General features: G+C 37.8%; 9 protein-coding genes. 4 read left to right on the forward strand and 5 right to left on the reverse strand.

The genetic code is table 11. The features are described 5' to 3' along the window. Genes ABEG20_RS07570 through ABEG20_RS07580 form a run of 3 tightly spaced genes read right to left on the reverse strand, consistent with a single transcriptional unit; the run spans window position 1 to window position 5679 of the window. Entirely contained in the window at window positions 1-828 is an 828-nt protein-coding gene (locus ABEG20_RS07570; RefSeq protein ID WP_406826769.1) for a thiopeptide-type bacteriocin biosynthesis protein, read from the reverse strand. Window positions 829-834: 6 nt separating this feature from the next. After that, the gene (locus tag ABEG20_RS07575; RefSeq protein WP_406826770.1) at window positions 835-3468 is read right to left on the reverse strand and encodes a lantibiotic dehydratase; all 2634 of its coding nucleotides are present in this window, start codon (window positions 3466-3468) and stop codon (window positions 835-837) included. A gap of 9 nt (window positions 3469-3477) precedes the next feature. Beyond that, window positions 3478-5679 (reverse strand): peptidase domain-containing ABC transporter, encoded by a 2202-nt coding sequence (locus tag ABEG20_RS07580; protein WP_406826771.1) that lies wholly within the window; start codon window positions 5677-5679, stop codon window positions 3478-3480. Between the two features lie 86 nt (window positions 5680-5765). Here ABEG20_RS07580 and ABEG20_RS07585 point away from each other — a divergent pair, with 86 nt between their 5' ends. The 3 genes from ABEG20_RS07585 to ABEG20_RS07595 are packed head-to-tail and all read left to right on the forward strand — an operon-like array spanning window position 5766 to window position 10911. Next, on the forward strand, window positions 5766-7211 hold the full coding sequence (locus tag ABEG20_RS07585) for an ABC transporter permease subunit (RefSeq protein WP_406826772.1): 1446 nt from the start codon (window positions 5766-5768) through the stop codon (window positions 7209-7211). Then, entirely contained in the window at window positions 7198-8622 is a 1425-nt protein-coding gene (locus ABEG20_RS07590; protein ID WP_406826773.1) for an ABC transporter permease, read from the forward strand. The genes ABEG20_RS07585 and ABEG20_RS07590 overlap by 14 nt, the downstream gene beginning before the upstream one ends. 33 nt (window positions 8623-8655) lie before the next feature. Continuing rightward, window positions 8656-10911: a TonB-dependent siderophore receptor gene (locus tag ABEG20_RS07595; protein WP_406826774.1), complete on the forward strand. Its 2256-nt coding sequence runs from the start codon at window positions 8656-8658 to the stop codon at window positions 10909-10911. A gap of 372 nt (window positions 10912-11283) precedes the next feature. On the opposite strand, the gene lysA is transcribed toward ABEG20_RS07595, so the two are convergent. Continuing rightward, window positions 11284-12450, reverse strand: a complete 1167-nt coding sequence (gene lysA, locus ABEG20_RS07600; RefSeq protein ID WP_406826775.1) for a diaminopimelate decarboxylase — start codon at window positions 12448-12450, stop codon at window positions 11284-11286. Window positions 12451-12615: 165 nt separating this feature from the next. Here lysA and ABEG20_RS07605 point away from each other — a divergent pair, with 165 nt between their 5' ends. Next, window positions 12616-12780, forward strand: a complete 165-nt coding sequence (locus ABEG20_RS07605; RefSeq protein WP_406826776.1) for a hypothetical protein — start codon at window positions 12616-12618, stop codon at window positions 12778-12780. Here the strand turns inward: ABEG20_RS07605 and ABEG20_RS07610 are convergent. Next, on the reverse strand, window positions 12769-14082 hold the full coding sequence (locus ABEG20_RS07610; protein WP_406826777.1) for an aspartate kinase: 1314 nt from the start codon (window positions 14080-14082) through the stop codon (window positions 12769-12771). The genes ABEG20_RS07605 and ABEG20_RS07610 overlap by 12 nt on opposite strands. Between the last annotated feature and the right edge of the window lie 304 nt (window positions 14083-14386).

A 14386-nucleotide genomic window follows, 5' to 3' on the forward strand; every position in this document is an offset into this window, starting at 1 on the left:
CTATGGTGTGGGTTTTTCATGAATAAATTGAAGGCAGGCTATAATAGCATATATAATGTAAGCTTCTTCATCATTAGAAATACCTAAGCGATTATTGTTCATATGGATAAAGCTTGAAATGACCTGAAATAATTTATCTTCTTCAAAACCAGCAGATTTATATAGTCTAATTATGTGAATGGTTTCGGATAGATAAGTGTTTAATTCATCATCAACTTTTCCAGCTTTTAGTTCTTGCCAAAAGTAGTCTGCGGCTTTAAGTATTTGAGGTTTAGATGTTTTAATAACAGTTTCGAACTGATCGAGCCAAAATAGCCTTTGCCGTTCCCCCGGTTCTGTTTGGTTGAAGAGTTTAGGTAACCAACCTTCTAAAAAGAAATTGCAGACGCTAATTAGTTCTTCTTTATGCCATCCGGTAGCAAATAATAAGAGGAGGTGCAGTTTTATGGCCTGTGCTATAGGTGATTGATTGGCTTGTTTGTTCGCAATCCAGTTTAAAATATAGACAGAAGAACATTCAAAATAATGTTCTGCCCAGGGCATACTCTTTAAATTCCCATACCGCTCTACCTCTGGCTCGTATTGGGCAACCTGAACCGAGCTGATTATCGATTTTTCCAGACTAATGGACTGAACAATTAAATGGTGCTGGTTTTCTGCAGCTTTTAATCTCAAACGGATATGATCACCACCCTCCCCGTAACGTATAAAAAACCAGGATGCATGCCATTGCTGAATAAATGGCTGAACAAGCTGTTTTAAAACCGCATTGGCGTCTCCATGATGAAATAGATATACAGATAACCATTTATCTTGTTGATTTTGCATAAAATATCAGTTATTATACCATTGGATCAGGTATTCGCTTACCTTATTTTGGGTGGGTTTCGGAAACACCTCTTCAAGCGTAATGTAATTGCCTGCCCTTAACAGTAATTTCTTAAACATGGCTAAGAATAAAGGACTATGGAAGCAAAGGTATTGTGGTTTATAATCATCATGCAGGCCTTCCCTTTTATGATCTGATTGATTTTGGTAAGCACGTTTTCTTAAAAAGAGAAACACCTCTGGTGGTATTTCGTTAATAATAAGCCAGTTATTTAACCGGATGAGATAGTCAAAATCTGCTTCAAACTGATCCTGCTGAGGAATGATGGCTGTTTTTATACGCCATGTTTTACGCCTGATGACCACATTTTCGGCATAAACGATCCTGGGTAATACAAATAAATCAGGTGTTGGAACAGGATGTTGTTCCTGGTAAAACTGATCAACCAGTTGAATAAATGGCTGTAATGATACGCGGGCATCAGGATTGAAATGTGCGAGCAGTTGATAGAGATTAGAGCGGTTATAAAAAGATTCTAAACTCAAATCGTAGCTGTAAAATTCAGAATTCCCATTATAAAGTTTTAGTATGCCTTTTTCATCATCGTAGGTTATCCTTAAATCACGAATATTAAACTGTTTGTCCGATGGATAAATGTTATTCCCTCCGGGAAGTTCGAGTTCATGGGCCAATAATGGCGGATGGATATTCGCATTAAATGTTGAGGCATCATTCAGTTCTACTTTAATTTTATCAGGATAGACCTTTTCGTTATGTTGAACAAGATTTTCAGTAACTTCTCGATCAAAAAGTGATAAGAATCGACCGCTTACTTTGCCCATTCCGGGCAATAAGGCATTAATCATGCCGGCAAAACCACTTTCATTATCGCTAAACTGAACAAACATCCCTGCTGTAGCGTTTTTTGGCAGATCTGTACCATTTGGGATGCCGGTAAAAAAACTATTGTCTAAATGAATCAGGTTTTCATCGTAATCTTTGAGTTGCGATAATTTTAATAAAATGGCATCTTTCCAGTTTTTTAAGGCTAAAAAATCAGTGTTTTTATGAGATTCATTCTCTTTTTCTGGCTTTTTTACATAAAAATAGTAGTCTTTATAAAAAGTTATCAGATCAACGGAATCATCATTTTCGTAATGTTGTAAGAAGAAATCACACATTTTATTGCGCTCATTCTGCATTACATCAAGTGGAAGCAGGTGATTGATCAATTCATTTGTTTTATTGACAAAATCTTTCACCTGTTGCTCCGGTAGTGCTGACTTTTCTGTAGTAAAGCAATCTTCATAAAAAATATGCCGCCCCGAAAAATAATAGGGCATAAATTTAAGGTCTGAAAATATTTTTGTTTCCGGACTTTCCTGTGTAATTTTCTGATCAGATGTGCTACTATAAAAAGGAAGCCCGGCCTCTTGCTGCAATTCAGAAAAAACTTCATTCAACTGTTTTTCTGCTTCCTGAAGCATTTTATGGCGCACTAAAGAACCAGCTGAAGGGTATTCATCTCTGTAGGTCTGTAAGTTTTCAAAAAGTATCATAATTGGTAATACTGATGGTTCTACTTTTTTTAATGACGCTAGAAAAACTAATAATTTACGGTCCCATTCTTCATCCATACCCGAAAATGGCAGGTTTAACTCAAGCATTCCTGATTCAACCAGCTTAATCAGGTAGGTTTTAATACTTTCATAATCTGGGCCTTCAAGATCCTGATGAAGCGCTAAGATTAATTGTTTGAGCGAAGCAGGCTCTTGATGTTTATTTAAGTACTGATAAACCATTATCTGTAAGCCTTTTGCATTAATCTGCTGAAAAGCTTCTATATTGTTAAAGTTGCTCAGGAAGCAGATTTTATCCTCTTTGATGGTTGCTGTGATATTCAGTTTAATACACAAGTGCTCATTTAACAAGGGATGCCTTTTTAATATTGATCTGAGGTATTCGAATATGGAATTATTTAATTTTAAGCGGCTGCCAACTTCATGAATGGTATTTAATTTCCCTGTATTAGCTAAAGTTACTAAGCCCGTGTATGTAAAACTGCTAAAAGGCGAGGTTTTAAAGGCCATTCTGCTGAGGTAGCGCAGCAAGCTAAACATCACCCGGTGTTCTTTTTGTTTAAATCGATCTGTATCTTTTTTAATAAAACTGCTTAACTGCTCGTAAAGCAACGGACTGGATAGCAAAAGTCCGTTTTGCAATTCCGGTCGTTGTGCCATTTGCTGTACCTGTTTTCGCTGAATATTTTGCTCTTCTTCAAATTTTAGGATACACGCATTTTTAAAAAGAATGAGTTCTTCTATCTTATTCAAATAAATCTGTAAATCGTTCTGCAGGGTTTGCGGCAATAAACAAATGTAGTCAGCATTAACCTTTTTATCATTGAATACCTGTCGTTTAAGATTAATTAACTGTTGCCTTACTTTATCATCTAACTGAAGATTTATTACAGGATATAATGCATCACAGCAACTATTCTTTAACCGTTCTTTTTCATCTATGAGTTTTTTATGAGATGATAAAATATTTTCTGCATTTTTTAGTTTAAGCTGATTAAATAGTTGATGGTCTAGTCCGGCATAACGTACCAAAGAATAAGGGAAAATCTGTAAGCTCATATCTATAATTTATTTACCGAGTTCGAGTTGATTTTTGATCAGGTTATAGTAACTTCCTTTATTGAGCAATAAGGTTTCATGCGTACCACATTCCTTAATTTCGCCCTGTTGCAGCACGATAATCTGATCAGCATGTTTAACCGTACTGAGCCGATGGGCTACAATCAGGACGGTTTTGCCTTTAAAAAAAGTATTCAGGTTGTTCACTATCGATCGTTCGTTCTGTGCATCAAGTGCGTTAGTGGCTTCATCCAGAAAAACATAATCGGGATCACGGTAAATCATCCTGGCAATTAAAAGGCGCTGTTTTTGTCCTTCGCTAAGACCATAACCATCCCTTCCTACCACGGTGTCGTAACCAAAAGGCATTGAGGAGAAAAAATCGTGCATATTGGCCATTTTTGCAGCTTCATAAAGGCGTTCGAAATCTTTCAGCGCTGCACCGGCAAAAATGTTATTGGCAATAGAATCCATAAAAACATAACCATCCTGCATTACAACACCACAATGTTTCCGCCACGATCTGGCATTCACCTGTGTAAGGTTTTGCTCACCAATGGTAATTTCACCATCGGTAAGGACATAAAATTTCAGTAACAACTTAATAAGGGTCGTTTTACCGCTCCCACTTGTACCTACGATGGCGGTAACTTTTCCAGCCGGAATCAATAGATCAATATCTTTTAGAACATAAGGTGCATGCCTGCTTCCGTATCTAAAAGACACTTTGTTTAAGGAAATATCGACAGGTCCGACATTTTTGATGGGTTCTTTTACTTCCAGATCCTCGTCCTCTTCCTGCTGCACCTCGTCCATCCGCATTAAACTAAATTTGGTGTTCTGTGATACCCTTGCAAATTCGACCAGTTGATTTACCGGAGCATTTAATTGTCCGCATACATAAGTAACTGCCAGCATACCGCCAAGTGTTATCTGATCATTGATGACCAGCATGGCTGCAGCGTAGGTAATCAATACATTTTTTACTTCATTGATAAAAGAACCCACCCCTTGCATGCGTTGATCAAGTTGAAGTGCTTCCAGTTTTAAGTCAAAAGACTGGTCCTGGAGGCTTTCCCACAGCTGCTTTTTATTTTCTTCGCTCCCGGTAAGTTTGATTTCCTGCATGGCATAAAAAATTTCTAAAAGCAACTGCTGATTGGCAGATAATACCTTAAACTTCTTCTGATCGATGATTTTGCGTTTCTGCTGAAAAGAATTAGACCAAAGGATGCTGATTGTGGCGCCAATCATAAAAAGCATAAAGATCTGCCAGTTGTAATAAAAGAGCAACCCGCCCAGCACCAATAAAGTAATGGCCGAAAGGATAAAATTGATCAGGAAATTAGTCAAAAATTCTTCAATACGCTGGTTATCATTTACCCGCTGCATATTGTCGCCGGCCTGCCGGTTATCAAAAAATGAAAATGGGAGTTTCATCAATTTTGCCAGAAAATCTTTCAGCATGATAATACTTGTTTTGGCACCAATGCGGAACAAAATCCTGGCCCGCATAAAATCCATCAACATTCTGCCTGAAAAAAGCATTAGCTGACCAAGGCAGATGAGCAAGAGTAAATTGGTATTTTTTGCATTAATTCCCTTATCAACTACCATTTGAGTAAGTAAAGGGATAATTAAAGAAAAGCCACTGGCTAAAAGTAAGCTGATTAATATAGGTAGCCAGCCTTTTCGGTGCATTTTAAGATATGGCAATAAAGACCATAACGAAGTTTTATGCTCATACGGCTCTTTCAGGTCTTTAAAAGCCTGATCCGGCTGGAGTAACAAAACCCTTCCTGTTTTCTTTTGGGTATTGATTATCCATGCAGTTAAAAAATCTTCAATACGAAGTTTGATTTTGCTATTTAAGGCCGGATCGGCCAGATAGACATATTGATCATTTACTTCATACAGTACAACGTAATGTTCTTTTTGCCAATGTAATATACACGGTAAAGGAACATTTTCTAATTTATGGAAAGGTAATTCTGCTGCGAGTGTCTTAAAACTCAGTTGATCTGCCGCATCAGTCAGGTCGCGCAGGGTTGTTCCCTGCTTACCAATCCTACATAGTTTTCTTAAATATGGCATGGAAAGGTTTTTACCGTGATAGGCTGCAACCATTTTTAAACAAACCGGCCCACAATCCATGGCATCGGGCTGCTTATAAAAAGGATATTTATTTCTGCGGATAAAATCTTTGATCATGGAAAAAACAAGTTTTCAAATGCAATATAGTTGCAAATATGTAAAATATAATGCAACTTTGATGCATTAATAATTATAAATTTTAGATGAGAACGAAAGGTTTTGCGATGTGGCAGATGCTGATCCAAAAAGAATTACTGCTGAGCTACCGGAATAAAACAGTACTGATTTCGGCCATTGTGATATGGATATTGTTTACAGCCGCTACATTTTGTACCTTATTAAATTACCATGCCAGCCATAAACAACGATCGGAAGCTAATGCCCTATTCAGACAGCAATGGGCGCATCAACAGCGTAATCCGCATGATGCAGCACATTTTGGGACTTACCTGTTCAAACCTGTTAACCTGCTCAATGTTTTTGATCCGGGCATTAACGATTATACCGGAAATACCTATCGTGTAGAAGCACACGTTCAGCATGAGATCAGTAATAGTGAAGCTGAGCACCAGGATACTTCCATGCGTTTTGGTAATCTCAGCTTTGCACTTATTCTACAGTTGTTGGTGCCATTATTTCTTTTATTCCTCACTTCTACCAGTATAACGGGCGAGAAAGAAAACGGAACCCTTAAGATGCTTTTAGCCCAGGGCTTAAGCAGCCGTAAAATCATCTGGTCAAAGGTTTGGGCAAATTACCTGTTTATCGTGGTGATTATAATCCCAGTTTTCATAATCATGGCTCTTGCTGTTCTCTTTTCAGGCGATGCGGTATTCCTTTTCAGCAGGCTTTTAGGTATTTTCATCACCTGTTTATTGTATTACCTGTTAATAGCTTTATTAGGCAGCATCATTTCAGCATTCAGTAATTATTCAGGAAAAGCATTATTAAGTGCTTTATGCCTTTGGGTTTTCATGAGCATAATTTTTCCCAAAATAATAACCGGTACGGCCAACCGGAGTTACCCGCTAATGTCGCGGGCAGTTTTTAGCGATTTAGTGGAACAGGGTTACCGGAAAGGCTTAAACGGGAAAGATCCTTATGCCACCCGTGGTGAACGTTACATCAATAACTTATTGAAAAAATATAGGGTAGATAGCGTTGGCGCGTTGCCTTTTAATATAGATGGATTGACACTTCAGTTTAATGAAGATTACCGTACCATGGCCTTTAACCATTATTTTAAAGCGGTTGAAGACCGTTTTGATCAACAACAGCATTTTTTAAGTCTTTCTGGTATTTTAGACCCCTTTATATCAGCCAAACGCCTTTCGATGGGGTTAGCGGATTCTGATTTTTATCATCACAAACAATTTTTTAAACAGGCACAGGCTTACCGAAACCAGCTCATTAAAAAACTGAATATGCAGCTGGCCATGCATGGCAAAGATGTTAAAGGTGAATATATTGTCGGACCTCAGTATTTCGGCCAGCTTAAAGATTTCAGGTATCAATTACCAACACTTGCCCAGGTACTGCAGTTAGAAAAAACTGCCATATTTTCTTTAACCGGATGGATTTTCACACTCATTCTTTTACTTCAGTTTATCGCTTCACGCTCTTTAGTCCATAATTATGCAGTTGTTTAGCACCATATTCTTATTTGAACTGAGGCTGTTGGCCAGGCAAAAATTTATGCTTGTTCTGATCAGTTTTTTCTTTGCGGCCGGGCTTTACAGTATTTATGATGGTTACCGTTTTACGCAAAAACAATTATCAGCCATTGATAGCCTCCAGCATGAATATCAAAAAAAGTATCAGGAGGCTGTAGCCAGTTTTTCAGCAGATACGACTACAGCAGCAGGAAAAACCTTATTTAATCAGGCTGGAATACCCGCCGTAATTGAATATAAAAACCCTTTATATGCCATCCATAAACCTCATTCAATAAGCGTGTTATCGATTGGACAGCGGGACTTAACGCCCTACTATGATGTGATTACCCGCAGACGTAATTTTGTGCAGGGTTCAGATGCAGAAATCTCCAATCCCGAAGTACTTGCATCAGGCAATTTCGATCTGACCTATGTTATGATCTACCTGCTCCCCTTACTCGCTATTGCATTAAGCTACAATATCTTATCGAAGGAAAAAGAACAACAAACGCATAAATTACTTTCCTTGCAAGGTCTTTATCTTGGCAGGATAATGAGCTATAAACTGGTTTTTAGGTTTATGCTGATTGGTGTAATGGCCTGGCTGCTCAGTATAGTAGGTTTTATCAGTTCGGCATTACTCATTTCTTTTGAGCCAATAGCCGCTATATTATGGCTGCTTTGTATCAGCGCGTACCTTATATTTTGGTTTGCGGTTATTTTTTTTGTAATCAGGTTAAGTCAAAGTTCTGTTCACAATGCGCTTTATCTTTTAGGTACGTGGTGTTTTTTCTTAATGCTTTTACCCGCGTTATGTAATGCTGTAATGCGTTTATATTATCCTATTCCCCTAAAAACCGATGCAGCTGTTGCCCTAAGAGAAAATAGTGAAGCAGTTTGGGCATTGCCACGTAAACTCCTTATCGATACGTTTTACCGGAATAATCCCAAATACAATCATTTAAGGACAGCCACAGATACGAGCGAAAACAGTAACAAACGTTTTGCGGCCTATTATGATCTTTTAGGACGCCGAATGACAAAAGTCGTTAAAAATTATAACAGGTATCCTGAAAAGCAAAATGAGGCTGCCAATAGCTTAAGCTGGATTAATCCTGCAGCCAAAACTCAATATATATTAAATGAAATTGCTGAAACCGGACTGAAAGATTACCTCTCTTATCAGTATCAGGTAAATACTTTTCAAAAAAGCTGGGTAGATTTTATGAATGACTATATCTTATCAGATAAAAAACTAAGCCTAAATGATTTAAAAAATCTACCTGAATTTAAACTTAAACCAGCAGCAAATAAAAACCAGCAAATTCTGTGGGGCATTTCATATTTGTTCTGCATCGGCTTACTGATCATCTTAATTGCTACAAAACTCCGCATCAAAATTTAGATTAAACAACATATATCAATCACGCACAAAAAAATGAACAAAAAATTTTACCTCATCTTTTTTTTATTAATTCCTATACAACAGCTTTATGCCCAGCACGAAAAGCGGAGCAAATCGGTACAGGATTCTACTGCCAAAGTACGTCAGCTGAATGAAATCCATATTGATGGTCAGAAAGCGATCAAGCTAAAAAAAGATACTTTATCCAATAGTTTGAGGATGCAGGTTCCATTATTAAAGATGCCCCAGAATATCATCAGCATTTCATCTGCATTGATACAGCAACAAGGTGGGTTACAGTTGAAAGATATGGCCAGAAATGCCAGCGGCATATATTTTGGCTACAACAGTTCACCTTTTGACAATTCCGCATCCATAAAAGTGAGGGGATTTAATGCCGCAACTACCATTAACGGCATGCCAAACCGATTGGTTTTAGGTGCAACGCTTGATGATGAGGCGATTATTGAGAACCTTGAGTTTGTTAAAGGACCGGCAGGATTTATCAGTGCTTTGGGCGAGCCAGGTGGAACACTGAATATCGTAACGAAATCGCCCAAAGAAAAACTGCTTAATGTAATGGTTACAGGTGGCAATTATAATTTTTTACGTGCTACTGCAGATATTGGGAGCGCTTTAAAAAGCAAGGGTTTTTCATATCGTTTCAATACCGCTTTTCAGCACCAGGATTCGTACCTCAATTACATGAAAACCGCAAAGTACGTAATTGCACCAGTATTACAATATAATTTTAGTCCACAGACATTTTTAATTGCTGAATACAATTACATCCGTGGTGAAGTAAAAAATGGCTCTTCTATCAATAAATTGCGTCAGGATAAAGATGTATTGCAAGATCCGATCAGCTTAAATTTCAGTGCCGGGATAGGTTTGCCTTTAAGTGTTGCACAAACACACACTTTCAGGTTTAGTGCCGTTCATCAATTTAATAAAAACTGGCAGCTTACTTCCCAATCTAACTTTGTTAAGGCACCTGCCAACCAATGGTATATGGTATCGGCCAATAACAGAACATCGATCAGCTTTAACACTGAAGGCAAAACCAACCGTATCGCAAGCAACTCCAATATATTGGGCGAAACCTATAACACCAACCTATTTCTAACAGGCAAATTTAAAACAGGTGCATTAAAACACACTTTGTTAATCGGTAGCGATTACACCACAGGTAAAGATTCATTATCAACCTATTACGGAGGTAACTCCTTTCCATTTGAACGGAATAACCCGAATTTTTATGTAGATGGAAATACTGTACGCATAACTAAAAGATCAATCAGGCAGGAAAATCATATTCACTACTCTGCCGCCTATGTTTATGATAATATAGCCATTGATAAATTTTTACTGACTGTTGGGGCGCGTTATACCGATTACCGTAACCGCAATATTTTAACCACTACAAGAGGTCCACGTGTGCCTGATTATTACAAACAACATGCTTTTTCTCCACGTGCAGCATTAAGTTTTATGCCAGACTCTACATCATCTGTATATTTCCTTTACGACCAGTCGTTTGTACCTAAAACCGGGCAGGTAGTAACCGAAACCGCTGATGGTCCACAGGCCGGACAAAAAACGGTTACTGCATCAAAACCTGTTGAACCGGAGCTAGGCAACAATTATGAAATTGGTATAAAAAAGAACTGGTTAAACGGCCGTTTGTTAACTACGGTAAATGGTTTCCATACCGTAAAAAGAAATGTAGCGGCGAGAGATTTCAGAAGTTACGCAGCCGCCGGAGGCGCTATTGCCTATTATCTTCAATTGGGCGAAGTAGTAAGCAACGGTTTTGAAGTAGATGTAATCGGAAATATTACCGATCGCCTGTCACTGATCACGAATTACACCTATGTGGATGCCAAAATAACCAAAGACAATAACCTTAACCCAACAGTTGATGACCCATCAATTGTTGGGCAAAAGATGCCGGATGTACCTCAGCAAGTATTTAATACCTGGTTACAATATAGCATTCCTTTAAAAGGTTATCATAAAATCTCTGTCAGCGCAGGGCAAACCACCATTACCAAACTTTCTGCCATCAGCCAAAGAGATACCTACCTGCCCAATTACACCAAATTTGATGCAGGTTTGAGTTTTAGCAGTCCTAAATATATGTTTAGGCTAATTGCAGATAATCTAACCAACAAACGCTATATGGCATCTGGTGATATCACCACGGATTTCCCATATTCGGGCAACAATTATTTCTTTGTTGAAGGAGAACCTTTTACTATCAGACTTTCACTAGGTATTAAATTTTAATCATAACATATGTTAGAAGCTATTGGATTAACCAAAAAATAAGGGGAGCGTAGTGTTTATTACCCCTAAGATATTTTTAATGCGCTTAATTTAGAGACCATGATTTGTAATTATGCGAAAGGAAACACTTATATATATTTAAATGCCAGGGACATTCCGGCATTTGATCTCAGCAAGTTGTATCTGCAAACAATTTAAAATAAAAATCGTCATTGCGGGGCATCATTCTGGACGTCACCCTGAATTCATTTCAGGGTCTTCATTTCCCAGTTTAATATTCCGCAATGACGAAAAAAATTTCTTTTATCTATTTTAGCAGGTGTTTTTTCGGTTAAAGATCCTTCATTGCATTCAGGATGACAAAAGCTAAAGTTAGATTTCGTAACTATATACCGATCTTATTGCATCCCTCAGGTTATATTTCGAAGCCATTACCTCACCGTAAGCACCAGCGCTTCTGATGGCAAAAATATCTCCCCTAAAAGATTCGGGTTGTTCCACCTCTTTACCAAAACAATCGGTACTCTCGCAAATCGGTCCAACGATATCGTATTTGATTGGCGTTTGAGATCTGAGATTTGAGATTCGAGATAAATTTTCTATTTTATGATAGGCTTGATATAGTGCTGGACGCATCAATTCGGTCATTCCTGCATCTAAAACCACAAAGTTTTTCTTCTTTCCGTTTTTAATATACAATACACGGCTAATTAACGATGCTGATTGACCAACCAGGGCCCTACCTAATTCGAAATGCACTTCCTGACCCGGTTTAATGGTTAAGAATTCATTGAAAATTTTAAAGTAAGATTCGAAATCAGGAATTTGATGATTGGGATTATAGTAATCGATCCCTAAACCACCGCCTACATTCAATACCTGAAGTTTAAATCCTTTATCTTCAAACCATGCTGCAAATTCATTTACACGAACACAAAGATTTTTATAAACATCAAGATTGGTAATCTGTGAGCCGATATGAAAATGAATACCGATAAATTTAAGGTTCGGAGATGATTTTAAGGTCTCAGCACATTCGGCTAAATCCCATGAATTGATCCCGAATTTATTTTCGTCCAAACCTGTGGTAATATTATGGTGTGTATGCGCATCAACATTTGGGTTAATGCGGATAGCTACCTGAGCAGTTTTACCTTTTTTAGCTGCAAGTTCATTTAATACCGCTAATTCCTGGATAGATTCTACGTTAAAACAGAAGATATCCAGATCAAGCGCTTCATTAATTTCTTTGTCTGATTTACCGACACCGGCAAAAACGATTTTTTTATTATCAAAACCAACTTCAACAGCTCTTCTAACCTCCCCTGCACTCACACAATCTGCACCAAAACCAATTTCTTTGATCTGGTTTAACAGTACAGGATTGAAATTTGCCTTTAGTGCGTAATGGATATGGAATTGATACGGAGCCGCTGCATCTGCACAAGTGTGCAGGGTTTTTTGCAACAGATCGGTATCATAGTAGTAAAAAGGCGTTTCAATATTGTTAAACTTTGATATATCTTTATCGGCGAACATGTTCAGATTCCTTATTATAATTTTAATTTTATTCTTTGGGCTAATTTATTTGGGTAATTACCTAGATTTAAAGCATGGAAGAATTACCCGGAAACAATACAATGGAAAAATCCGATTTTTTATCGTGCTACTCCTCATTGTACTGTTTCTTTTATTTATCAAAAAATGAAGATAGCAGCAGCCATATTTATTGTTTTTATTATTTCTGCAGGATTGTATAACTCTTACAAAAAATATAGAAACGGGTTATTACCAGCAAACTTTCTGGCTTTTCATGGCCTTATCGGATCGCTGGTTGTACTAGGCGCTTTTTTCCTCTTATTCGAATAATCGGTTATGCAAGCTTCTTAAAGCCTCCGTTTTATATTCGCTTAAGATTAAAAGCGAAACATTATAATTGCTTCCGCCATAAGAAATCATACGGATCGGAATATGTTTCAAGCCCTCTAAAACCCTGCTGGCGAAACCGTGTTTCTCAGAACCGAAATCACCCACCACACATACAATGCTATGATTTGTGTCTACCTCAACAGTTCCGAAACTTTCCAGTTCTTCGATAATCTGTGGTAAATGCGCTGTTTCATCAATAGTTAACGACACGGCCACCTCAGAGGTGGTGATCATATCAATTGGTGTTTTATAACGTTCAAAAACCTCGAAAACCCGGCGTAAGAAACCATAAGCCAGTAACATCCGGCTTGATTGGATACGGATTGCGGTAATACCATCTTTAGCAGCTATTGACTTGATTTTGCCTTTTTCGCTGTCGTGCGTAATTAAAGTACCGGCAGCTGAAGGTTCCATCGTATTTAACAAACGAACCGGGATTTTATATTTCTGTGCAGGGAAAACAGATTGAGGGTGTAAAATTTTCGCACCAAAATAAGCCAGCTCGGCTGCTTCATCAAATGATAACCGGGCAATTGGTTTCGTACCTTTAACAATACGCGGATCATTATTGTGCATGCCGTCTATGTCCGTCCAGATCTGAACTTCTTCAGCCAGAATGGCCGCGCCTAACAATGATGCCGTGTAATCACTTCCGCCACGACGCAGGTTATCAACCTCGCCAAAACTGTTGCGACAGATATAGCCTTGCGTAATGAACAATTTATTCTCTTTATGCTGCGCTAACAAAGGCATTAAATGTTTGGTGGTAAAGGGAATATCGGGTTCATTATCCTCATCAGTTTTCATAAAATCCAACGCAGGTAACAATACCGATGGTACGCCAATAGATTTTAAATAAATATGATATAAAGTGGTAGATAATAGCTCACCCTGTGCCAATACCACTTTTTCCTCAATTGAGGTGAAAATATCATTTGCCAAGCCAGCTAAGAAACTGAAATGGTAATCAATTACTTCATTACCCTGATCCTGAAATTCGGCGGCAGGCAATAACTCCATCACAAACGATTTATATTTTTGGTATAGATTTTCGACACACTCGCTCCCCTTCTTCTTATCACCAGCTAAAAAATGAGTTGCAATTTCTACTAAACTATTTGTAGTACCAGACACGGCTGATAAAACTACAATCTGCTCTTCATTTGGATTAATAATATCCAACAACTTCGTCATGCGCTCAGGACTACCTACAGAAGTACCCCCAAATTTTAATATTTTCATTACTTGCCAATTGTTTTAAAAGGTAATGAACCATCATATCTTTATGCCACCCTGTGGTTTAAAAATGATGATATTTCATTTATTTATAAACTATTTATAATCCGTGATCAAACAGCGGTAACCCTGTTGGTTTTGCAACTATTTTAAAAAAGTTACAATCGCCTCATATTAATACTGGATTTTCTTTATTATTGTATCGGGGCGTGAAATTAAACAAAAGCAGCTTAAAAGCAACACCCTCAACAAAATAAAATTTGGATGAGTTGAAATAAACATGTTTATACCAAACATCATCCGTTAAAAT

The sequence above is a fragment of the Pedobacter sp. KACC 23697 genome, from assembly GCF_045348445.1.
Lineage (GTDB): Bacteria > Bacteroidota > Bacteroidia > Sphingobacteriales > Sphingobacteriaceae > Pedobacter.